Source organism: Sulfurovum sp. TSL6, assembly GCF_019972115.1.
In the GTDB taxonomy this organism is placed as follows: Bacteria; Campylobacterota; Campylobacteria; order Campylobacterales; family Sulfurovaceae; genus Sulfurovum.
In genome coordinates this window covers 386,631-407,967 of the sequence record NZ_BPFJ01000003.1, presented here as the reverse complement: position 1 = coordinate 407,967, position 21,337 = coordinate 386,631, and the positions used below count along the sequence as shown (strand labels likewise).

Below are 21,337 nucleotides of genomic sequence, written 5' to 3'. Positions count from 1 at the left end.
GTTTCAATCCAGGTTAGGGTTGGGCGTAAGTGTACCCTTGAAGTTGTCTTTCTATAATTTCAACGATCCCTGCGGTTGCAAATCCTATGTCATCAAGCAGATCTTTTTTATCTATATGAAGTGTTCTCATGGTATTTCCGCACGCAATAAACTCTACGTCATAGGTCATGAGTGCTTCTATACGTTTCCGTACATCGACATCACCTTTTTTAAGTAAAGACTTTAATCCCTGTCCATAGGCTACGATCACGATTTCCGTATTTTCTGGTCTATAAAACTTCATGACATTATTGACTGTGCTTAAAATACGGTTTATCTCTTTGATCTCACCACTTGGTATACCAAATACAAGCTGTCTAGGATTGTCTATCGCCGGTTTTGGTTCTGCGAACTCTGTCTCGGCTACAGTAAAACTGAGTAAACATGCTAATGCTATCAATATTTTTTTCATCTTTTATCCTTTACCTCTGTTTCGTTTTGGCTTCTCTTAATATGTCAAGAAAATCCATCTTATTCCATGCTCCGGGTATGTTTAATAATACTTTAGCATTTTTATCTATAAAAATAAAGCTTGGTGTCAATTCGGTTTGTAATCCCAAAGGAAGTTCTGTCGTAGAAATGTCGATCGAGACAGGGATAAAATCCTGTTCTAAAAACTCGACTATCTCTTTTTCTATCATTACTTCTCTCTCCATTTTTCTACAGAAATAACAATCTTTCGTCATCACTTTAAGCATAATGATCTTATCCTCTTGCTTTGCTTTTTGCAATGCTTTTTCGAAGCCTTCATAGTGTACACCTTTCTCTGCTAAGACCTTCTCATCAAAATCATAAATGTAGGTACTTACTGCTTCAAGTTCCTCTTCGCTGATCTTTCCTTCAAGACTGGGCATGGTTTGAAAAGACTGCATCACTTCGTCTAAACAGAGACTTTTTTGTCTGTCTGGATGCAGCACATACTCACTGATAAATGCTGCCACTTCCATACGATGTATCTCATTGTCACCTTTAGGATCTCCTATACTCTTTTTTAATCTATAAGAGAGCTGGTTTAACGTGGGTGCAGTAAGCTTCAGGAGTGTATTGTTATAGTCTTGAAAATTCTCTTTAAGTTTAGACATAGAGATATAGCCCGGATGACAAGAAGCACATTTTTTTTCATAGACTTCCTTTCCTTCCATCGCAAAAAGTGCATTTAAATAAATTAACATAGCCAATGCTATTCTCATTCTTCATCCTCATCATACATTTCAAGTTCTCGATACGCTTCAAATACATTGCGGCTGTGCAACACATCATAGAGTTTCATATCTTTATATTTTGGCATAGTTACTTTTTTAGTGACCTGTTCCATAGAGACGTCATTATCCAACGCATCGAGTACCTCTTCTTTCATTTCAAGCAGGTATTCTTTGAGTGCTTTTGTAGCATTGGCATCTGTTTTGTATCCATGCCCGCCTATGATGACATTAGGATGCAGTGCATCTATTTTTGCCAATGCCTTGATAGAACCTATGATTGAACCATCTCGTATAGACGTGACCCTGCCATTAAACACAAGATCTCCTGCAAATAGTACTTTTTCATTCGGTAAGTATACAATAAGATCACCTTGGGTGTGTGCTTTTGCTACCAATTGTTTAATTTTAAAGGTCTTGTCTCCGACATTGAGTGTAAGGTCGTCATCTACGATAGTGTCAAGATCCACGATCTCTGTTTTAGCGTAAATTTCACTGCCTAAAGTACGCTGCATTCGCGTTTCCATACCCACAACTACATTTTGTTCATACGTCCGTGGACCTATCAACAAAGCGCCTTTGCTTTTATAAAAACTATTGCCTAACCAATGGTCGTCATGATCATGCGTATTGATAACATACTTTACAGGGAGGTTTTGGATCTTTTGCATTTGCGTATATGCCTGTTTGGCATAGGCATAAGTAGGGCCGCTGTCTATGACAACAAACCCCTGTTTTGTTTGAACAAAACATGTATTAACCATATTACCACCGTTTTCTTTGGTGATATTTTCTAGTGCACCAAAAAAGCAATGTACATTTTCAGAGACCTTAACAGGCGTCAAATCATATTCGTACGCCTGTGCTGTCCATAAACATAAACAGAATGCTATGATGCTTTTCACTCTTACTCCTAGAAGAGGTAGTTAAACTCTAAACGATATTCATTATAAGAAGTATCTGTTTTTCCTGTTGAACCAACATCAGCATCAACCAAACCGATACGTGTTCTCATTTGAAGTCTTTTTGTGATATTCGTCCAAGTATCTAAGTGCCATACATTACTATCAGGTTGAATAGTTGTTTTAGCATCATCAAAATCCTGAATCGCATATCTTAAACTAGCTTTCCATGTTGAGTTGAACTTATACACAGCTCTAGCCATGAATGTTTCAGTATTTGCATACCAGTTATACTGTGCCATTGCTCTTGTAAATCCACCTGTAGGGAATCCTCTCCATGGTGCAACGATATCTGCTTCATCTGCCACTTTTGAGTAACCAAGTCTAAAGAAACCTTTTTTGTTTGGCATTTCTAGGTCAACTCTTCCACAGAAAAGACTACTATCAAGTGAAGTAGCTACGCCTGCATCATAACCTGTTGCAACCTTACCAGTCAGATTTGTATATCCGGCAACTTCCCCACCACCATCATCCATTTGATGGAAATATCTCACACCAGGTCTTACTGCCCAACCATTGTCTAGATTAAATCTATAGTGTGCTTCACCAACAACATCCGTCACTACACCAGGCACTGTTAAAGCACTTAACGTAAAGTCTAGATTGTCTATCGCTTTTGTCTTGATATCCCCTAGGAACATATCATGGTTCGGGTCTTCATTAATAGCTGGATCTGTAAAATTAGCATATGAAAGTCCTTTGTGAACCCCCGCATCATCATTATTATCCCAGCTCTCACCATCTACATTTTTAAATGTAACCACATCATGTGCATTTTCATGGTCTCTTAATTTTTGTTTAGCAAACCATGCGACTCTCGCTGTAGTTTTTGGTGCAACTTTTGCACTTACACTCACACCATCAAAGGTATTTGGTATCATTTTCGTGTCATTTGAAGCCGTAAAGACAGATTCAAAGAGTTGACGTCCAGCTTTCACATCAACAGTACCATTGTTGTATTCAAGGTATGCTTGACCTAGAACGTGCATACCATAAGCACCTGTTGTGTCAACTTTATGTCTACTGAATGTATCTTTACCCGCTTTTGCAAATCCGACTTCATCGTCATCCATTCTGAAGATTTCAGGATTTAATGAACCATAATAGCCCATCGTAAAGCTGAACCCGTCCAATACAGCTGATTTATAGATAAGGCTTCCACCTACACCCCAGTTTTTATTGTCTTTTTGCTTTCCGCCTGTTCCGTAATCCTCATTATCCCAATCCCAATAGAATGTATTCGATCTGAGTCTTCCGTAAAAGATACCTTCACCAAACATATCACGGATATTGTCTACGCTTCCCGGTAACACATTATATTCAACTACCATATTACCTTTGAGTTTACGTTTAGGTGTATCTTTTTTAACCGATACTACCGGCTCAACTGGAGCGATGTCTCCACCTGCTATAGCAGATGTTCCCATACATAATAGCACTGATGCTGCTAAACTGATTTTTATTCTTCCCTTGTTCATTTTTACCCCTTTTATTATTTTTTGTCATAATGACTTTATTAACACTGTGTTATAATAAAGTTGTGATTTTATCACAACTTCCAATGCCCCGTCTTTCAAAAGGAGACTACAACATTTCAAATAGAAAGACGAGGCACGGTTCTAACTTATGAACACTTAGCACCTTCGACCGGACATCCACAATCCATATCTAACACTTTCACATTAGATTCCATAGGAATGTCGATCACTTTTTGTCTACGAATATAATCACTGACCACCTCATAGACTGGACGTATCGCTTTTTCATCAAGGTTTTCACCTACATTCTGCAAGTTTCCTCCCCATGATGAGACCCTATAGGTTTTTTCCATATCGATAGGCTTTCCACCTATCATAAAGTCAGAAATACGCTTACCCGATGGAGCAGATATTTTGATGCTATAACTTGCACCTGTGATTCTACTCATGTCACCACCTTGTTGCAGAAGTGGATTTGCGTTAAATACATTATCTGCAATGTCTTCCATCAATTTTGCTATCACTTTACCTTTGAGGTCAAATGTATAAACCTCAGGGTATGTGATCGCCGTCATCTCATAGACATTGTCTTTTAAGATGTCATCACCCGGAAGTACTGTTGTACCCCATCTATATCCTGGATTAAAGTTGATATCACATTTCATCTCGTCTTGAATCGCCATACCTATAAGCGAATCAAACGTTGAGTAGAAAGTATCTCTTTTATACAGAAGTCCTTTGGTAGTACCAAGTACTTCATTGAGCTCTTTATTATAAGGCTTATACCATTTTTCAACTAAATCAACTCCCGCTTTATCCGCAGGGATAAGGTTTGAAGCTACAGGTATGAGTTTATAACTGTAATCAACGACTTTTTTATCTTGAATATCTAGATCAAGTCTTGAAATATACTTACCATGACTTCCTGAAATGAGAATGATTGTATCATTCACAATAATAGGCTCTGGGCTAGGATCGTGTGTGTGACCACTTAAAATGAAGTCAACACCTGTCACTTTTTTAGCCAATTCCTGATCTACAGAGAATCCATCATGACTCAATACAACCACTGCATCTACTTTTTTCTCATTACGAAGTTCATTTACATACTCTTGCAGTGATTCATGACGAAGAGCGAAACTCCAACCTTCTGTAAACTTTTTAGGGTTTGCAGTAGATGTGAACGGGAATGACTGCCCGATAATACCTATCTTTGCACCACCTACCTCTTGGATAGAGTATGGTGGGAAGATCAACTCTTCAAACTCATCTGAGAATGGATCATTGTCGATCACATTTTGGGAAATGAAATCTCCTTTTAGCATACCGATCAATTCATGAACACGCTCTTTACCATAGGTAAATTCCCAGTGTCCGACCATCACATCTACACCCAGATAGTTTTGCGCATCTACGATCGCTTCACCATCAGTTTTGAGTGCAACTGCTGTACCTTGCCATGTATCACCACTGTCTAAAAGAAGTACATTCTCTGAACCTCTCTCTTTTTTCACATGATCGATAATAGGCTTCATATGTGCGATACCACCCATTTTTCCAAACTTTTTAGCAAGTTCGGTAAAGTCATTGTGTGTATCAAAGTACGCATCTAAACTTCCTGGAGCAATACCATAGTATTTTTGGAAACTCTCTCCACAAATAAATCCTGGTGTTCCTACTAAATTCTTTGCAGAAATAAGTGTAGATGGTTCTCTCCAGTATAGTGGCTTAAGGTGTGCATGCAGATCACAAATGTGAAGTAGCGTTGCTTTTCCTTTAGGCTTGAAATCTACGATATCAGAAAAAGTCAATTTTTTGATACGCTCTTTACCGGCTTCACCAGCAAAAAGATTGGTTCCTCCAGTTGCCCCTAGTAAACCTAGTGATGCAGCAATCTGTAGGAAGTCTCGTCTATCTATTTCCATTTTATCCCCTTATCTCTTCAAACCAGGGATAGCCATTGGCTTTTTCTTATCCGCTGCAAGTTTAGTCACGTATACTTCGAGTGCATTCATCTCTTTAGATCCTATAGGAATAACTTTAAGCAATGCATTGTTCATACATCCTTGAAATCTTCTTTGTGTCGTTCTAAGACTTGACTTTGTCATACGGTAAGCCGGCCATGTACCAGCAACATTATTGTCACCTAGATCCGGAAGTGGCTGTGTTCTCAGTACTTGTCCCACGATATCTGCACTATGGCAAGAGTTACATGAAAGACCTCTTCCCCCTCTTGGAGTCATATAGGTTTTTTCACCTAAAGCATAGGCTGCTTTAATGTGTTCATCTGCAGTCACATCGATATTGATCACTTCATCATTTGCTAATGATTTTACATAAGCAAGCATAGAGAACATTTTCCCTGATTTGAGTTTTGTTTTCTCTTTACCTTGCTCTACTTGCATCGCTTGCATCACTTGATCGAGTCCGACAACATTACCAAGTTTTGCTATATATCTTGGGAATCCTGCAATGTATTTAGGCAACTCTTTTTCAGAGACTCCTAAAAATTTTGCTAAAGCTGCTTCTCCACCTAATTCTTCTTCAAAAATTTCTCCACCTTCTTCTACATAGATTTCAGCGGGATTATTTTCTAGCATCTCTTGATACATGGCTCTATCAGCATCACTCATAGCGAACTGCTCACCGGCATTTACCGTTACAGTTCCCATGGTTGCCAAAAGAGCTAAAGGTAATATTACTCTTTTCATTGCTTATCCTTTTGGCTTAAGTTTTTTACTCTTTGTATTTTTCTCACCTGTATTGTCTGTATACTCAACCGTTATTTTACCTTTACCAGGTACTTTTAGGTTTACAGAGAAATAAGGGTTTGTTGAAACAGTTTCCCAAACTTTCATTGTTGTAAATGGTTTACCATCTAAAGAGAAAGTAATGTTATCGATAAAATGTGCTGGTATGATCTCTCCAGTTTTTTTATCTTTTTGTAAACCTGTATCCATCGGGTGAATTACAATAAAATCAACTTTTACCAAATCTCCCGTTTTATATTTTTTAGGTTTGATTTTAATCATCGATTTTCTTTTTTCTGCCATCTATTATCCTTTTTTAATTATTATTTTTTCTATTGAAAAAAGATCTTTTCTTTTTCCATCTCTCTTACTAAATCTTGATGTTTTCCATGTAAACATCACTTGATATCATCAACCACATCCACCGATAGTTACTTTAACACTTTTCGCTGATTTCATAAAAGTACCATCGCTAAGCTCTACCAATGCAACAACATCTTGTGTTCCGCCCAATTTTACTCTTGTTGCAAAATATCCTTTTCCATTCAGTGGTGTAAGCATGACATCTGCACATCTTGCATTACCATTTTTAGTACTCAGTACATGGATCGCTTTTACATAATTACTTTCTTCCATAGGATTATCTACTTCAACCTTTACAGGTACAACGGCACCATTCTCTGCGATTTCAGGTACTGTCAACTTCACTTTATCGCTGTCTGCTACCGCTTTCCCACCTGTAATAGCTGCTACAGCAGCATCATAACTCAATATATTTCCACCCTTTGGTGCTTCTTTCGCAAGTAGTGCTGAAGGTGTCACTGTCGCTGCTACAGCTGATGCTGCACAGATACTTTTTATAAAATTTCTTCTTTCCATTCTTTATTTTCCTTTACTTTTTCTTTTTTTCCGATACAACGTACGCAGTATAATCACAAATCTCTTGCTCATTAAAGAGTCCTGTAGTAAGATTAACCGTCATATGTGTATTTGCATTGTCCACTCTAGGATCTGCAATTTTTTGATAAACAAATTGTGCATCTCTTACTTTTGTATCCAAGAACATTTCCTTGTATCCTGTAAGACTAGGACCGATGTTTCCTGCACCTTTTGCACCTTCAATGTCATGACATGCTACACAGTTACCATACTGTTTTGGCTTTTTTGTTACTTTACCGTCTTTACCTTTTTTCTCAACAAACTTAGCCAACCCTGCTGGTGGATTTGCTTTTGCTTTTTTTCCATTGAGATTATGGAACATAAATTTCCCTCTAGCAATTGCATTCGCATCTGTGAGATCGCAGCTCTTTGGCATTGTGTACTTTTTAGCTGCCGGGAATAGATCCTTCTCTATCATCTTTGTTGCATCTGGCATATCATATGCTTTTGTCAAATCCACAGCACATAGTGATGCTGAAGCTGATAAAAACAATGTTGCATAGGCAAAACATTTGATCTTTGTATGCATTCATACTCCTTTTAATTTGTTTTTTCAGGAAGTATCATAACTAAGGAATGTAAAGAAAGTGTAAATTTTATAAAAATATTTTCATTATCTTTTATAATCAAAAAGTATTATTATAAAGGCTAATATTTTTCATAAGAAAGATAACAACCACTTTATGAGAATGCTCTATAAATCATGATTTAAATAATGTTTTGGAGATAAGGTCAAAACATAAACAGCTTTGACCTGTTTATGCTTACAGTAAGAAGTATTACATTATTTTAATATATGAAGCTCCCTCTTTCTGAAGATCAATGATTTTAATAATCCCTCCTGGAGTTAGTTCTGCATAATCTTCCATTTGTTCTTCTTTAACATTTTTCTTCTTCATGGTATTCTGGCATGCGATAATTTTCATATTGTCACCTGCTGTCATGAGTAAACTCTTAATACGTCCCGAAGTACCATTTCCTGCAGGTCCACCATGCTCAATATAAGGCTTTTTCTCAAATCCCGTATCTTTAAAGTCCTTCATCACATATTGCAGACAGGGACCAAGGGCTACGACATTTATCTCATACTCTTCTAATGTACTTTGGTAATGTTTTACCGCATTGTTCAGTGTATTTAGCATGAGATGCACACGCTTTACATCCGGGAAATCACATTGATAAACGATCTTTGTAACTTTCTTCTCTTTAGCTAATGCCGGTAAGGTAGCTGTCATCATAAGTGCCATAAGCATCCATAGGGTTTTTTTTTGTTTCATTCTTTATCCTTTCTTAAAATGCTGCCGTAATCTGAACCGCAATTCGATTACCCATATTGTCTAATACTTTTTGTGCATTAGGGTTGCCCGGTGCTTCTGCATCTTTCATAATATAGTTCAAGTCAATCCGTGTTGGGCCTCTGTATCGATAGGATGCTCCCAGAGTAGTTGTTTTAAACTGACGTTCACCCTTTATATCATTGGTCAAACGATCACAGTAGTCATAACGTCCAAATACTTCGAACTTTTTGGGTATGATCTCATATTGTAAGTTCACATAACCACCGTCAGCTTCATTTTCATCGCCTGTAGCAAACTGAAACTGCCAATCCTGAACCGAAGGATTCGGATCTGTATCCACCTCTTTTGCACCGGCAAATATCATCCCTTTTGCCTTCATATACTCTGCTTCAAAACGTATACCATTATGATAATATGTCATCCCAATACCATAGCGTTGACGGTTAGCATCAATCGATTCATATGTGACATTTCCGTCATATGAATCTAATGAACGTTTACCATCCTGTGCCCATACAAAAAATTTCATCGCTTCTGTATAATACCCTTTACCTTTGCCAAATGATTTCTCAGCTGCCAGATATCCGTAGTGTGTTGCCTGCTTATTGGAGCTACTGTGTGAAACACCTGTGCCGTTACCATACATATATGCATAGCTCACATCCCAGTCATCCTGAAGTTTGAACGTGTCAAATATCTGTACTCCTGAATCCCTAAATGCCGCAATCGGTTTATCTACACTTGTGCTGGTATAATGTGTTGTCGAAGCACCTCCGGCAGCTTTACCAGTTTGTGCAACACCAACATCACTGACCTGTCGTTCAAGAAGATGGTGATTCGTCATCGTGGTAAATTCTATATAAGGAGAGACGAATACGGCTTGAAGTCCTTCTTCACTTCCGGGTGTCTTAAACATCCCCACACGAACCTTGGCTCCAGGTATATGCTTGAGTGTAATAGAAGCATCTGTAAAATAGGTAGCCACGTCATGCCCGGCAAGATTATTGACGGCACTGTTCCCAAATTCTGTCATAAAGAAATAGTTAACAAGGTTCTCACTATCAGCCATTCCTCTAAGTGCCAGTCGTGCTCTAAATACATTAAACCCTTTCTGATCTTCTAGATTTGGATTAAGGTATGAAAATGGTGTTTTATTTTTACCATCTGGCGCTACAAATACATCCCCAAAATCTTCCTTGTAGTTGGCTTGAATAAAACCCCATACTTTTGGCATCTTGCTTCTATAGGGCACTTTCACCCCTTTGGGGGCTACCATATCTGGTTGTGTACCTTGAAGCATTAGCCAGTTTGCTGCATTCACTTCCACCCCACTAAATAATAGTGGTGCGACCAAAGCAAATTTCAATATAGATCGTTTTGAAACACTTGTTTTTCCTTGAATCATTTCCTGTCCTTTTTATAATTTCAAGAAATATAGTATCTAGGAAGTATAAATAAAGTGTAAAAATAACTTATTATTTAGTATAAAATATATTTATATCATGGAAAAATGATAATAAAAATCGTATTTTTTCCAAAAATGAATCAAATAAAATAAAATGTTTTTCATCATTAATGGCCAGTATAACAGTGTTTTTGGTTATCTAAAAAGAAAATTTGGCTTCATCGGTCTATATTATTCGTATATGTAATATATTTAATTATATTAATAAATTTATTATAATTTTAATTTATATATTAATATATTTTTAATATAATAAATATATAATAGGAGAGATAGTCTAAAAGGTATAGCGGAATCTTGCACCTTCCCCCAATGCAGATTTGATTTCCAGAAGAATATCTTCTTCATCTATAATTTTCTTTACGATATTCAATCCTATACCAAAGCCACCCTTGGCTTCATTCTCTCTATAATATCGTGAAAATATTTTACTGGTGTCCTTTATACCCACACCATAATCTATGACTTCAAAAACGATATGTGCATCGATCGTATATACATTGATCTCAACATGGCTGTCGTCATTGCTGTATTTGATCGCATTTGAAATTGTATTGTCAACAATACGCTGCAGTTTCGTTTTTGAAAATGTATGTGTGAGTCCGGGAAGAATATTTGTATCAAGTTGTATCTGCTTAAGGTTTGCAATTTCTTGAAAATAATCTACTCTATTTTGAATAAATTCACTAAAGTCCAAGACGCTCTTTTTATGCGCTACCCTACCCTCTTTCACAAGATAATCCATATCATTGTAAATAGTGGCAAGCGTTTTTGCAGCAGACTTCATACGCAACAAGTATTTATTTTCACCATATTTACTAGCAAAAAGATCAGAATTCAAGTTAATGATACTCAAAGGAGTATTGATCTCATGCATAGAATCTTTAATAAAGTTATCAAGCTGTTCATTGAGTTTTTCAAAAGGTCTTGAAAAATTTCTAAGCAATAAAAATGAAAATATGAATAAAGCGATCACAATAGCGATCATGATCATCGCGGCAAAAAAGTAAATATTATTGGCCGTATGCACCGTAGAGACCAGTAAATAGTTTGCACCAAAATAATAGGCATCAGGAAGGGGATAGACATAATAATAACGATTTCTTTTTTGATGAAAACCTTCCGTAAAGGACAAAGGTTCAAACTCTAAATTTGAAAATACAACTTCATACTGATCTGTATAGAGTGCTGCTTTATACTCTTTATAGCGTGGGAAATGGTAGACTTGATCTTCATTTTGATACTGCTGCATAGAAGTGATGATCTTTTTTGCTTGTGACTCAAGAGAGAGTTTCACTTTGGCTTCATCTATCTGTAAAAGCAATTGGACATAGACCACCAATGGCGCTATCAGTAAAACAGCCAATATCCCCGTATAGAACAATGCATATTTACGGGCAAACTCTTGGGTATTAAAAATCAATGCTGTACCCTACGCCACGTACATTTTTTATGAAATCTTTTTCAAGTTTTTTACGCAAATTACCTACTTGGACACGAATATTGGCAGAATCTACCCACTCTCCCCATACCTCTTCCCAAAACATTTCACAACTCACCACAGAACCTCTTTTCTTGATAAGAAGCTCTAATATCTTTGTCTCTGTCTTAGCAAGATATACAGTTTCACCATTAAAAGTAAGCTTCATTTTTTTGAGATCATAATTATATCCTGATGGCAACTCTATACTTTCTTCAGGTGAAGCAAAACATTGTACTTTCATCACCTGCTCCACACGTAATTTCAGTTCTGCAAGGTCAAAAGGTTTCCGTATATAATCACAGGCACCACACTCATACCCGCGGCTTAGATCATCTATATCCGTTAGCGAGGTAATGAAGATAGCCGGTGTTATATTGCCATCTTCACGTAACTCCTCCAACATCTCAAAACCATTTTTTTCACCAGGTACTTTCACATCCAGAAGCAATAGATCATAGACATTATCATAAATAGCATCATATGCTGCATCAGAATCTGTAAAAGATTCAACCTCATAACCACTCTCTTCTAAAAATTCTCTCATACTTAACGCAAGTATTCTTTCATCTTCTAAAATTAGTATTTTCATTTGACAATCCCTGTCTTTTTTTCATTATGCTTATTATCCAGAATGATATCAATAAGTTCATCTTTGCTATAGTCATACAGTAGTCGTTTTGCTTCTATTTCAAGTTCTTTCTTATCTTCTTCGTTCAACTTTGGTAATATCCCTATGATCTCCTTGTCATAATGATTACGAAAACTGTCATGTGGAGCCTTCCAGGCATCCACCACATTCTTAATATCTGCATCTGAAAACTGTGTGAAGATCGACATACTTTGGCTTGTTTTTTCATGTTGTTTCAGTGCATCCTCCGGAATACACAATAAGTACATACCGATCTGTTTTCCTTCTCCATTCAACATAGGTTCATGCAAATAAAGAATACCGTCTTCATATCCATAATTATTGAGTAAAAAACTTTCCCAATCTAACATTTCTATTTTATCCATATATTGTTGATTATAATTTTGATTGGAAACAATATATCCATTCAACAAGGGAAAATTCCGCATCAGTTCAGCTTTTTCCAGATATTCCTCATCCATCAGTGCAAAAAGTTCTATGCCTTTTTGACGTAACTTCACTGTAAACTCATCAATAAACTTAATCACTTCGAGGTAGCCAAGTACTTTATCTCCACTGCGTATAGGTATCGTTGCTTTCAAAGTAAGTAACCTACCGGTTTCCATCCCTACTTTTGGACGGCTGTTCTTATTTAAAGAAGCCAGATCATCTCTAAACCACCAAATGGGCATCCCTTCATACCCTTCATCCCAACTACGTGCGAAAATGAAAAAATCTGGGGTAAGTACTTGGATACGCAAAGTTTTTACATGTGTATATTTTTTAAACCGTTCTGTGATCTTACTTAGGATGCGATAGCCTTGAGACTCATCTTCGGCAGTAAGTGCATTTTTAAGTTCGCCATCTTCAGAGAGTGCCAAAGACAATGAAAGCAGATCGACCATCTCATAGTCAAGTCCTGCTCTAAAATCACTGACTATATGATCACCCAAACTGATGAGTCTGTCTTCTTTACTTTGTTTCACAAAGAAAAAAACCGAGACAAAAAGAATCATCAATACACCAAACGTTATATAGGCCGCTATTTTACTGATGTATTTTGAAGGGGTACATGATTTTAATTTTGCACGCATAAAGTTGGATCCTATTCCTTAGTGTTTACATTTTTTTTATATTATAACGGTATCCTATCTTAATCTTACTAAAAGGAACACACATGAAAAAAATTATCTGCAGTCTACTCTTAAGTCTAGGCATACTATACGCACAAGAGGATTCTGCCAAAGTGGTATATGATTTAACTACCAAAGATCTGAAGAATTTTGAACTGCGTATATTAAGTGCTACCGTCACAAATAAAGTACATTATGAAAGTACCTTGCGCGAGCTAGATGTGACAGTTGTCATCCATGGCGGTGCCTACAGGTTCTTTCTAAAAGACCCTGCAAACAGTGAATACAAGGATGACAAAGCATTGGTTTCTACACATCAAGATCTGGGAAAACGTATTGAAACCCTGGCCAGCACCTATGATGTTGAGTTTCTAGTATGCGGAGTAGGCTTACATAAACATGGTCTAGAAAAAAAAGATATCTATGACTTTGTAAAGATCATCCCTACTTCAACGATAGGGTTGATAGACAAACAGAATGAAGGGTATGCGTATATACCTGTTGGGGATTAAACTATTAATAATCAATGAGAAATTTTAAAGATGAAAAGAGAAGGTAGAGCCCTTTTCTTCTTCACTTTCGATCTCTAATTCTGTACCGTGTAACGCTAGGATACTCTTGACGATAGAGAGCCCTAATCCCATAGAGTTATCCCAGCTGTGTGTACCTGAACGATAAAACTTTTTGGTGACTTTGCTAATGTCTGAAGAGGAGATACCTGCACCTTTATCTATCACCGATATACGATCATCAATCTTGACCACGACTTCATCTTTGGAATACTTCAGTGCATTTTCTATCAAGTTTTTGAGTACGATTTCCAAAAGTGTGCGGTCCGCTTCAACCATATGACTATTCCCTTCTAATACGATCTCTCTTTGAGGGTACTTCTCTTCCAAAGATGTGGTGACTTCTTGTGCCAGTGTATAGAGATCGAACTCACTTGGATGCAGTGTGGCTTCACCACTCTCAAATTGATTCCACAGAACTAGTCTGCTGAGGAGTGCTTCTATTTTGACACCATTGTTATATATCTTACTTAAAAATTTTTCTTGCAATGCCTGAGGAATTTCTTTATCTTCTTCCAATGTCTGTGCGTATCCCATAATAGAAGCTATAGGGTTGCGAAACTCATGGGCGATCGCTGAGATCATATCTGCACGCTGGCGATTTTTAAGCTTCAATTTTGCAGTATAACGCTGCTTGATATCTTCACGTTTCTTGGCACTGTCAAGTACTTTAATAAGATTCTGATTAAGATCTTCAAACTCTTGGGTGAAAAAGTGTGCTTTATAGTCCACCTTCTCTATCTTTTCAAGATTGTCCAAATATTTATTGATAAGCATAAGTTCTTTTTGCATACGTCTTGCACCGCGATTGATAGCATAAATAAATATGGTGAAACCTAATATTAAAAGCGTTATAGCAGAAAAAGCAATGGTCACTTCAGGAATAAAAATATACAAAAGCGTACTAAAGACAAACCCTGTAAAAACGGCCAGCGTCACAAGTCTTGCCATGATATATTCTGTAAAGTGAGGACGTCTATAGATCATAATTCATCTTCTTGGATTTCAGTTAAAAACCTTAAAAAATCTTCTGTAGCAAAATAGCCCACCACAGATTCAAACAGTTCCTGATCTGGCTCCATAAAATAAAAACTTGGAATAGCCCCGGTAAAATCTTCAATACGACCAGCGGTTTTCTTATCTGATCTTTGCACTTTTAACAAGATATAAGATTGTAATTTATCCTGTACATTGGGATCAGACAATGCACCCATTTTCATATTTTTACACCATTTGCACCGTCTGTCTTCTACCATGACCATCACATTTTTATGCTCTTTTTTAGCACGTTCAAAAGCATGATTCATATCTGTTTCCCAACTCAGTTGCTCAAATACACTAAGTGTTCCGTCTTTTTTTTGCATCTTTTGGCTGGTTTCATGTTTTTGACTTTTTAAAGTACTGAGTGTCGCTGTTTTTACTGTTTCTTCGCCACATACGGGACAAAAGAGTAACCCGATACATGCCATACCCGTGATGATCCCTTTAATGTTCAACACTAATCTCTACTTTTTTTCTATCTCATTGATATAAAAGATAAAATCCTCCACATCCACATAACCTAGTATTTCGTCTAAAATGACTTTATCTTCATTCATAAAAAATATCGTAGGGACACCTTTTACTTCTGGTAATTCAGACATTGCAAAAGCATCTTCTCTCATGACTTTAACGGTCACAAATTTTGAAAGTCTCTTCTCTACAGCTTCATCTGACAACGTACGGTGTTTCAGTTTTTTACACCATCTGCAGGTTTTACTTTCAACCAAGACCATGATCTTTTTGTGTTCTTTTTTTGCTAAGTCAAATGCTGTATCCAAATCCTTGCTCCACTCTACTGAAAAGAGCATACTTGAGAGGAGTAAAAGTCCTAAAACTATTTTGTTCATATTTTTCCTTCATTAAAATGTTTCACTGTATCTTTAAAGACATCACAAAGTGCTTCAACTTCTTTGATGGATGTTCTTTCATTCGGTGCATGAATAGTGTCATTGATCACACCAAACTCTACGACATCTATGCCAAAAGCCCCCATAAATCTTGCATCACTGGTACCACCGGCAGTAGAAAGTTTTGTATCCACCCCCGTAAGTTTTTTGATGCTTGATGTGAGATTCTGTACTATCTTTGAATCTCTTTTGGTCACAAACGGGTATGAGCCTTGCGTGAGTTCCAAACTGTAATCCAAACCGTCAAAACATTTGGCTATATGGAGTTTAACCTCTTGTTGTGTAGTTTTAGTGGAGTTACGTACATTAAACATCATTTTTAATTCCCCCGGTGTTACATTGGTGACTTGCATACCTGCACGGATATCCGTGATCACCATTTTACTTGGAGCGAAATCATCATCACCCTGGTCCAGGTCTACACCGGCAATTTTATCTAGAACAGAGGCTATCTGGTGAACCGGGTTGATCGCTTTCTCAGGATACGCAGCATGCCCCTGTTTACCGTTTAACGTTAAATACCCATTAATGGAACCCCTTCTTCCTATCTTGATCGCATCACCAAACAGACGCTCGCACGTTGGTTCTGCGACAATACAGTAATCTGGTAAAAAACCTATCTCTTTGAGGTGCTCAAGCATCACAGCCGTACCATATTTACCTTCACCCTCCTCATCAGAGGTCAGCAGTACGGAAAGTGTTCCTTCAAAATGCTCACTCTCTTTGCAGGCTTGTACAAAAGCAGCCACACCGCTTTTCATATCTTGTGCCCCACGCGCATAAATATTACCCTCTTTGATCACAGGAACAAAAGGGTTAGTCTCCCAGCCATTCCCCGCAGGAACGACATCTACATGTCCGGCAAAACAAAGATGCGGTCCCTCTGAGAACTTTTTACTTAACATGAGGTTTTTCACACCCTCTTTATTTACATAGATTGCTTCATACTCATCAAGATACTCTTCTATGAATTTTAACGATCCTGCATCATCAGGTGTCAAAGATTCAAAACTCAACAGTTTGAGCAATAGGTCAACTACATTCATTTAGACTCATTTATTTATAAATTTTTCTACCATTGAGAGATACTCATCTAGGTTTTCAAAACGGTGATTACCACCATACTCAACGATAACTTTGTGTGTATTATAAAAAGATTGTGCTTTAGTATAATCTAACACTTCATCCCCACTTTGCAAAAGAAGCAGATATCTCCCTTTCTCTGGAGCTGTTTGTAACATTTTAAGTTGTTCGAGATACACCGGCTTGAATTCAAATACCTCTTCATCACAAAAACGTTTTTGCCACCCTGTATAGGCAGCCAAGGTTTCCCACGGTTGGGTCGATGGATTAAGAAGTATGGCTTTCATACAGTATTTTTCAGCCAAAACGGTTGCATAATATCCGCCTAACGATGAACCTATCAAACAGTCAATGTTTGTAGATCCTAAAATCTCTTCGATCAACTCTATAGCATCGATCGGGGAAGGTGGGAGATCCGGTGCGATAACATTATCTGCACCAAAATAGGATTTAAGGAGTAAAGATTTATTCCCTTCTCCGCAAGATGCAAAACCGTGAAGATAGAGGATTTTAGACATTTTATTTTTCTATTTCACCATGATAGGTCACAATACCGCCAAAATGGTTTAATGCGCCTGTATGACCATTTTGCTTAAATACATGTTGTACCTGCCCGCTTCTACTGCCTGTACGGCAGGTGAAGATGACTTTTTTATCTTGGGTCTCATTAAAAAGCTCTTGTGCCCATTGTTGAAAAGCAGTGGTCGGTTTCAGCATATCCACACCTTTAATATGACCCATGTCATATTCCATATCTTCTCTTACATCAACCAAAAGGAAATCTACTTTCCCTTCATCACGTGCTTCCAATAAAATTTCTAATTCTTCTGAATTAATATCATCTTTTTCAAGTAACTCTTGCATACCTTGCATACTATGATCTCCTGACTGAAAATAATCTAGTATTATAGTCAATCAAAATTATAACTTGCTGTTAACTTAAAAATACTATTTACTTAACTATTCTTGTGCTGCGCGATACTCAGGTGTACAAAAGATTTGACAATGGCACACTCCATCTTCAGGGAGCTCTTTTTCTATCGCAGGTTTACATGGGCAGATTCTGTCATCAACGCTTTTGAATTTTCCTGGCTTTGACTCATCAGGCTCAACCATGAAACATGGACAAAATCTTTTTCCATAAAGTAATTTGTGACGTGAAAGGCCCATGATGATAGCTTCATTCACCTCTTCATTGCTGTTGTAAACCCAACCTTTACTTTCACATACTTTATCTGTAAAGTTTTTTGTCTTTTCCATTTCTGCTTTAAATTCTTCTGAATTCATATCCAATTTCTGCATACTTTATCCCCTTGGTTCGTTATTTGAGCTGTAGTTATATCTTAAACTAAATTAATATATAATAAGAGCAATTATAAAAATTGACCATTACGCAAGGGATATCATGCAAATAGATAACACAGTTTTAGAGAAACTTGAAAAACTTTCACACCTAAAGATCGATGATTCTAAAAAAGAAGAAGTAATAGAACAACTCTCAGGTATTCTCAATTACGTAGATAATCTCAATGAACTTGATACGGAAACATTAGATGCTTCTTTTTCAACGCTTGAAGGGGGTACACCTTTAAGAGATGATAGTCCCAGAAAAGCCAATGATATTGCAAAAGATATCTTATCACATGCACCTCAAGCAAAAGATGACTTTTTCATCGTACCAGCGATCATTGAATAAGTGCATTTCATGTTAAAGATCTATGGTATCAAAAATTGTGACAGTGTCAGAAAAGCGATAAAATATCTTAAATCCCATGAGATATCCTATGAGTTTATAGATTTCCGTGAAACACCGGTAGATGAAAAAACGATTGCTTCATGGCTAAGACACACCGATATAAAAACCCTTTTCAATACCAGAGGCACAACCTACCGAACTTTAAAACTCAAAGACCTTGCTCTTTCTGACGAAGACAAACAACGTTGGCTGGCAAAAGAAAACATGCTCATTAAAAGGCCTGTTATTGAGCTTGATAACAAGGTGATAGTTGGGTATAATGAGTCTCAATATCTAGAAACTATACATTAAAAAAAGGATAATAATGGCTGCTTTTGATATCAAAAAACTGCTTCAAAGTGTTGTTACACACGGCGCATCGGATCTTCACCTCGTAAGTCGTACAGAACCACAAATAAGACTTGATGGGGTACTTAAACCCGTAAACCTTCCTGCACTTACAGGAGAAGATATCGAGGAGATGTGTTACTCGCTTATCACAGAAAAGCAAAAACAACACTTTGAAGAGCATGATGAACTTGACTTCGCACTCTTACTGCCTGGTATAGGACGATTCAGAGCAAACTACTATCGTACCTTGGGAGACACTGCCGCGGCCTTCAGGATCATTCCTATTGATGTGCCTTCATTGGATGACTTGGGTGCTCCTGAGGTCTATAAAAAACTTATCAAAAGAGAAAAAGGGCTTATTCTGGTAACCGGACCAACGGGTTCTGGTAAATCAACCACATTGGCTGCAATGCTCAATGAGATAAACCTTCACGAACAAAAACACATCGTCACCGTGGAAGATCCTGTGGAATTTATTCACCAGAATAAAAAATGTGTCTTCTCGCATAGAGGTGTAGGTGAAGATACTGCGTCTTTTGCAGTCGCACTTAAATTTGCCATGCGTCAAGACCCTGACATCATACTGATCGGGGAAATGAGAGATAAAGAAACCATAGAAGCCGGACTGACTGCTGCAGAAACCGGTCACCTTGTCTTTGGTACCCTGCATACTTCATCAGCACCGGGAACCATTAACCGTATTATCGATGTATTTACCGGAGATGAACAACCACAGATCAGAGCCATGATCGCCTCTTCACTGGTTGCTGTTATCGCACAGGCACTTCTTCCTAAATTAGGAGGAGGTCGTGTAGCTGCTTCTGAGATCCTGGTAACCAATCATGCTATTTCAAACCTCATACGTGAAGATAAAGTACACCAGATCTATTCACAAATGCAACTGGGACAAGGTGATACCGGTATGCAAACGCAAACACAGGCACTGCTTAAATTCCTCCAAGACGGGAAGATAAGTCGTGACGTTGCTATGCAGTATGCTAACAGACCGGCTGAACTTTCTGGAAAAGCATGATCTTAACAAAAAACTCTCTCAAAACATTTTTAGAGAGATATAGATACAATACGCAAAAATTATAGTAAACACAGGGGATAATATGGATTTTTCAATGGAAAGTTTTTCAATGATGGACTTCAATTACTTTGATGTCACGATTTCAGCCATTGTACTGATACTGGGGATCAAAGGTTTTATGCAGGGGTTTATCAAAGAGGTATTTGGCCTTTTAGGTCTTGTAGCCGGAGTCTACTTTGCCTCTAGACTTTCTGATAAAGCTGCAACATTTATTGATACGAACTTTTTGCATTTAGAGAATGCATCCCTGCTTCAACTGATTGGTTTCCTTGCCATTTTGATCGTTATTTGGTTTAGTGCTACCATCCTTGGTACTATATTTTCCAAACTTACCAGTGAAAGTGGTTTAGGTTTTCTTAATCGTCTTTTTGGTTTCATCGCAGGAGGAGGGAAGTATTTCCTTATTTTTGCGTTGATCGTGACTGCTTTATCAAACGTAACACTCGTCAAAGACAATTTAGAAAAGTACATCAATGATTCTGTCCTGTATCCCTACCTTAGAGAAGTAGGTTCATACCTTATCAACCTGGATACCTCTGATCTGGGGCTGACTGTTTCTGATACAACAGAAGTCGTTGCTTCTGCTGAAACGAATGTTTCAGTTGAGACCAATGCTTCGATTGTTGAAACCAACAGTACTATAGAAAAATAAGGTTCAGTATGATTGAATATCCTCTACTTTTAGAAAAGTTCCAAACACTTCTAAAAGAAAACGCACTGAAGTTCACAAAACAACGAGAACTTGTTTTGAAGTTTCTTTATGAAAATAATGGTCACTTTACGCCTGAGGATATTTATACCTTACTGAAAGAACAACACCCTGATGTTAATATCGGTATTGCAACTGTATATCGTACACTTGCCTTACTTGAAACATCAGAGATCGCCAGTTCTATCTCCTTTGGTGTACAAGGCAAAAAATATGAACTTGGGCTTAAGAAACACCATGATCATCTTATCTGTACAAAATGTGGTAGTATTATAGAATTTTACGACGAAACCATTGAAGAGAGACAAGAAGCGATAGCAAAGAAGTTCAACTTTCAAATGACAGACCATACGATGAAGATCATCGGTCTTTGTGAGAAGTGCCAATAACCAGACTGAACCCGCTCATACATACAATCAATCATGTGGGATTGCTTGAAAAGCAGCCTCAACATCAAAAATAGTCTATAGGGTT

The 21,337-nt window shown here is 37.4% G+C and carries 27 protein-coding genes; 6 read left to right on the top strand and 21 right to left on the bottom strand.

From position 1 onward, the window contains the following. Positions 1–13 precede the first annotated feature (13 nt). The 14 genes from LDM93_RS11035 to LDM93_RS10970 all read right to left on the bottom strand — a co-directional run bounded on the left by LDM93_RS11035 (position 14) and on the right by LDM93_RS10970 (position 13,335). Positions 14–451, bottom strand: a complete 438-nt coding sequence (locus LDM93_RS11035) for a DsrE family protein (protein ID WP_223892458.1) — start codon at positions 449–451, stop codon at positions 14–16. Positions 452–461: 10 nt separating this feature from the next. After that, positions 462–1,229: a thioredoxin fold domain-containing protein gene (locus tag LDM93_RS11030; RefSeq protein ID WP_223892457.1), complete on the bottom strand. Its 768-nt coding sequence runs from the start codon at positions 1,227–1,229 to the stop codon at positions 462–464. Continuing rightward, positions 1,226–2,143 (bottom strand): MBL fold metallo-hydrolase, encoded by a 918-nt coding sequence (locus tag LDM93_RS11025; RefSeq protein WP_223892456.1) that lies wholly within the window; start codon positions 2,141–2,143, stop codon positions 1,226–1,228. The genes LDM93_RS11030 and LDM93_RS11025 overlap by 4 nt, the downstream gene beginning before the upstream one ends. Before the next feature lie 8 nt (positions 2,144–2,151). After that, positions 2,152–3,678, bottom strand: a complete 1,527-nt coding sequence (locus tag LDM93_RS11020; RefSeq protein ID WP_223892455.1) for a hypothetical protein — start codon at positions 3,676–3,678, stop codon at positions 2,152–2,154. 146 nt (positions 3,679–3,824) lie between these two features. Next, on the bottom strand, positions 3,825–5,603 hold the full coding sequence (gene soxB, locus LDM93_RS11015) for a thiosulfohydrolase SoxB (RefSeq protein ID WP_223892454.1): 1,779 nt from the start codon (positions 5,601–5,603) through the stop codon (positions 3,825–3,827). Between the two features lie 9 nt (positions 5,604–5,612). Next, positions 5,613–6,389: a sulfur oxidation c-type cytochrome SoxA gene (gene soxA / locus LDM93_RS11010; RefSeq protein ID WP_223892453.1), complete on the bottom strand. Its 777-nt coding sequence runs from the start codon at positions 6,387–6,389 to the stop codon at positions 5,613–5,615. Positions 6,390–6,392: 3 nt separating this feature from the next. Then, entirely contained in the window at positions 6,393–6,731 is a 339-nt protein-coding gene (gene soxZ, locus LDM93_RS11005; protein ID WP_223892452.1) for a thiosulfate oxidation carrier complex protein SoxZ, read from the bottom strand. A gap of 108 nt (positions 6,732–6,839) precedes the next feature. After that, a complete protein-coding gene (gene soxY / locus LDM93_RS11000; protein ID WP_223892451.1) occupies positions 6,840–7,307 on the bottom strand; it encodes a thiosulfate oxidation carrier protein SoxY in 468 nt (155 codons plus the stop codon). Between the two features lie 13 nt (positions 7,308–7,320). Next, a complete protein-coding gene (gene soxX, locus LDM93_RS10995) occupies positions 7,321–7,896 on the bottom strand; it encodes a sulfur oxidation c-type cytochrome SoxX (RefSeq protein ID WP_223892450.1) in 576 nt (191 codons plus the stop codon). A gap of 250 nt (positions 7,897–8,146) precedes the next feature. Then, entirely contained in the window at positions 8,147–8,644 is a 498-nt protein-coding gene (locus LDM93_RS10990) for a DsrE family protein (RefSeq protein WP_223892449.1), read from the bottom strand. Between the two features lie 13 nt (positions 8,645–8,657). Next, positions 8,658–10,070 carry an OprO/OprP family phosphate-selective porin gene (locus LDM93_RS10985; RefSeq protein WP_223892448.1) on the bottom strand — a complete coding sequence of 471 codons (1,413 nt, stop codon included), beginning with the start codon at positions 10,068–10,070 and terminating at the stop codon, positions 8,658–8,660. A gap of 337 nt (positions 10,071–10,407) precedes the next feature. Continuing rightward, positions 10,408–11,553 carry a HAMP domain-containing sensor histidine kinase gene (locus LDM93_RS10980; protein ID WP_223892447.1) on the bottom strand — a complete coding sequence of 382 codons (1,146 nt, stop codon included), beginning with the start codon at positions 11,551–11,553 and terminating at the stop codon, positions 10,408–10,410. After that, on the bottom strand, positions 11,543–12,202 hold the full coding sequence (locus LDM93_RS10975) for a response regulator transcription factor (protein WP_223892446.1): 660 nt from the start codon (positions 12,200–12,202) through the stop codon (positions 11,543–11,545). The genes LDM93_RS10980 and LDM93_RS10975 overlap by 11 nt, the downstream gene beginning before the upstream one ends. Further along, on the bottom strand, positions 12,199–13,335 hold the full coding sequence (locus LDM93_RS10970) for a hypothetical protein (protein ID WP_223892445.1): 1,137 nt from the start codon (positions 13,333–13,335) through the stop codon (positions 12,199–12,201). Before LDM93_RS10970 ends, LDM93_RS10975 begins: the two co-directional genes overlap by 4 nt. Positions 13,336–13,418: 83 nt before the next feature. Between LDM93_RS10970 and LDM93_RS10965 the strand changes: the two genes are divergently transcribed. Next, positions 13,419–13,886 (top strand): DsrE family protein, encoded by a 468-nt coding sequence (locus LDM93_RS10965; protein WP_223892444.1) that lies wholly within the window; start codon positions 13,419–13,421, stop codon positions 13,884–13,886. Between the two features lie 24 nt (positions 13,887–13,910). Here LDM93_RS10965 and LDM93_RS10960 read toward each other — a convergent pair whose 3' ends face one another. From LDM93_RS10960 to LDM93_RS10930, 7 genes are read right to left on the bottom strand one after another with little or no spacing between them, the layout of a single operon-like run. Beyond that, a complete protein-coding gene (locus tag LDM93_RS10960) occupies positions 13,911–14,930 on the bottom strand; it encodes a sensor histidine kinase KdpD (RefSeq protein ID WP_223892443.1) in 1,020 nt (339 codons plus the stop codon). Further along, on the bottom strand, positions 14,927–15,439 hold the full coding sequence (locus LDM93_RS10955) for a thioredoxin family protein (RefSeq protein ID WP_223892442.1): 513 nt from the start codon (positions 15,437–15,439) through the stop codon (positions 14,927–14,929). The genes LDM93_RS10960 and LDM93_RS10955 overlap by 4 nt, the downstream gene beginning before the upstream one ends. Before the next feature lie 9 nt (positions 15,440–15,448). Further along, positions 15,449–15,832 (bottom strand): thioredoxin family protein, encoded by a 384-nt coding sequence (locus LDM93_RS10950; RefSeq protein ID WP_223892441.1) that lies wholly within the window; start codon positions 15,830–15,832, stop codon positions 15,449–15,451. Further along, a complete protein-coding gene (gene dapE, locus LDM93_RS10945; RefSeq protein ID WP_223892440.1) occupies positions 15,829–16,938 on the bottom strand; it encodes a succinyl-diaminopimelate desuccinylase in 1,110 nt (369 codons plus the stop codon). The genes LDM93_RS10950 and dapE overlap by 4 nt, the downstream gene beginning before the upstream one ends. Positions 16,939–16,944: 6 nt before the next feature. After that, positions 16,945–17,493 carry a YqiA/YcfP family alpha/beta fold hydrolase gene (locus LDM93_RS10940; RefSeq protein ID WP_223892439.1) on the bottom strand — a complete coding sequence of 183 codons (549 nt, stop codon included), beginning with the start codon at positions 17,491–17,493 and terminating at the stop codon, positions 16,945–16,947. A gap of 1 nt (position 17,494) precedes the next feature. Continuing rightward, a complete protein-coding gene (locus LDM93_RS10935) occupies positions 17,495–17,890 on the bottom strand; it encodes a rhodanese-like domain-containing protein (protein WP_223892438.1) in 396 nt (131 codons plus the stop codon). 45 nt (positions 17,891–17,935) lie between these two features. After that, a complete protein-coding gene (locus LDM93_RS10930; RefSeq protein WP_223892437.1) occupies positions 17,936–18,277 on the bottom strand; it encodes a ferredoxin-thioredoxin reductase catalytic domain-containing protein in 342 nt (113 codons plus the stop codon). A gap of 103 nt (positions 18,278–18,380) precedes the next feature. Here LDM93_RS10930 and gatC point away from each other — a divergent pair, with 103 nt between their 5' ends. The 5 genes from gatC (at position 18,381) to LDM93_RS10905 (ending at position 21,252) form a co-directional block, all read left to right on the top strand. Then, on the top strand, positions 18,381–18,671 hold the full coding sequence (gene gatC / locus LDM93_RS10925; RefSeq protein WP_223892436.1) for an Asp-tRNA(Asn)/Glu-tRNA(Gln) amidotransferase subunit GatC: 291 nt from the start codon (positions 18,381–18,383) through the stop codon (positions 18,669–18,671). A gap of 9 nt (positions 18,672–18,680) precedes the next feature. Beyond that, complete coding sequence (locus tag LDM93_RS10920) at positions 18,681–19,022, top strand: arsenate reductase family protein (RefSeq protein WP_223892435.1); 342 nt, start codon at positions 18,681–18,683, stop codon at positions 19,020–19,022. Between the two features lie 13 nt (positions 19,023–19,035). Further along, positions 19,036–20,094 carry a type IV pilus twitching motility protein PilT gene (locus LDM93_RS10915; protein WP_223892434.1) on the top strand — a complete coding sequence of 353 codons (1,059 nt, stop codon included), beginning with the start codon at positions 19,036–19,038 and terminating at the stop codon, positions 20,092–20,094. A gap of 82 nt (positions 20,095–20,176) precedes the next feature. Then, positions 20,177–20,806 (top strand): CvpA family protein, encoded by a 630-nt coding sequence (locus LDM93_RS10910; protein WP_223892433.1) that lies wholly within the window; start codon positions 20,177–20,179, stop codon positions 20,804–20,806. A gap of 8 nt (positions 20,807–20,814) precedes the next feature. Continuing rightward, positions 20,815–21,252: a Fur family transcriptional regulator gene (locus LDM93_RS10905; protein WP_223892432.1), complete on the top strand. Its 438-nt coding sequence runs from the start codon at positions 20,815–20,817 to the stop codon at positions 21,250–21,252. Positions 21,253–21,337: the final 85 nt, after the last annotated feature.

Bases quoted from the DNA above. Each gene is read 5' to 3' on its own strand.
- LDM93_RS10905 (WP_223892432.1), top strand. From the start codon at position 20,815: ATGATTGAATATCCTCTACTTTTAGAAAAGTTCCAAACACTTCTAAAA.
- LDM93_RS11020 (WP_223892455.1), bottom strand. From the start codon at position 3,678: ATGAACAAGGGAAGAATAAAAATCAGTTTAGCAGCATCAGTGCTATTA.
- soxX (WP_223892450.1), bottom strand. From the start codon at position 7,896: ATGCATACAAAGATCAAATGTTTTGCCTATGCAACATTGTTTTTATCA.
- soxY (WP_223892451.1), bottom strand. From the start codon at position 7,307: ATGGAAAGAAGAAATTTTATAAAAAGTATCTGTGCAGCATCAGCTGTA.
- LDM93_RS10975 (WP_223892446.1), bottom strand. From the start codon at position 12,202: ATGAAAATACTAATTTTAGAAGATGAAAGAATACTTGCGTTAAGTATG.
- LDM93_RS10920 (WP_223892435.1), top strand. From the start codon at position 18,681: ATGTTAAAGATCTATGGTATCAAAAATTGTGACAGTGTCAGAAAAGCG.
- LDM93_RS10930 (WP_223892437.1), bottom strand. From the start codon at position 18,277: ATGCAGAAATTGGATATGAATTCAGAAGAATTTAAAGCAGAAATGGAA.
- LDM93_RS10985 (WP_223892448.1), bottom strand. From the start codon at position 10,070: ATGATTCAAGGAAAAACAAGTGTTTCAAAACGATCTATATTGAAATTT.
- LDM93_RS10960 (WP_223892443.1), bottom strand. From the start codon at position 14,930: ATGATCTATAGACGTCCTCACTTTACAGAATATATCATGGCAAGACTT.
- LDM93_RS10910 (WP_223892433.1), top strand. From the start codon at position 20,177: ATGGATTTTTCAATGGAAAGTTTTTCAATGATGGACTTCAATTACTTT.
- LDM93_RS10990 (WP_223892449.1), bottom strand. From the start codon at position 8,644: ATGAAACAAAAAAAAACCCTATGGATGCTTATGGCACTTATGATGACA.
- gatC (WP_223892436.1), top strand. From the start codon at position 18,381: ATGCAAATAGATAACACAGTTTTAGAGAAACTTGAAAAACTTTCACAC.
- soxB (WP_223892454.1), bottom strand. From the start codon at position 5,603: ATGGAAATAGATAGACGAGACTTCCTACAGATTGCTGCATCACTAGGT.
- LDM93_RS10950 (WP_223892441.1), bottom strand. From the start codon at position 15,832: ATGAACAAAATAGTTTTAGGACTTTTACTCCTCTCAAGTATGCTCTTT.
- LDM93_RS10965 (WP_223892444.1), top strand. From the start codon at position 13,419: ATGAAAAAAATTATCTGCAGTCTACTCTTAAGTCTAGGCATACTATAC.
- soxZ (WP_223892452.1), bottom strand. From the start codon at position 6,731: ATGGCAGAAAAAAGAAAATCGATGATTAAAATCAAACCTAAAAAATAT.
- LDM93_RS10970 (WP_223892445.1), bottom strand. From the start codon at position 13,335: ATGCGTGCAAAATTAAAATCATGTACCCCTTCAAAATACATCAGTAAA.
- LDM93_RS11030 (WP_223892457.1), bottom strand. From the start codon at position 1,229: ATGAGAATAGCATTGGCTATGTTAATTTATTTAAATGCACTTTTTGCG.
- LDM93_RS11035 (WP_223892458.1), bottom strand. From the start codon at position 451: ATGAAAAAAATATTGATAGCATTAGCATGTTTACTCAGTTTTACTGTA.
- soxA (WP_223892453.1), bottom strand. From the start codon at position 6,389: ATGAAAAGAGTAATATTACCTTTAGCTCTTTTGGCAACCATGGGAACT.
- LDM93_RS10915 (WP_223892434.1), top strand. From the start codon at position 19,036: ATGGCTGCTTTTGATATCAAAAAACTGCTTCAAAGTGTTGTTACACAC.
- dapE (WP_223892440.1), bottom strand. From the start codon at position 16,938: ATGAATGTAGTTGACCTATTGCTCAAACTGTTGAGTTTTGAATCTTTG.
- LDM93_RS10940 (WP_223892439.1), bottom strand. From the start codon at position 17,493: ATGTCTAAAATCCTCTATCTTCACGGTTTTGCATCTTGCGGAGAAGGG.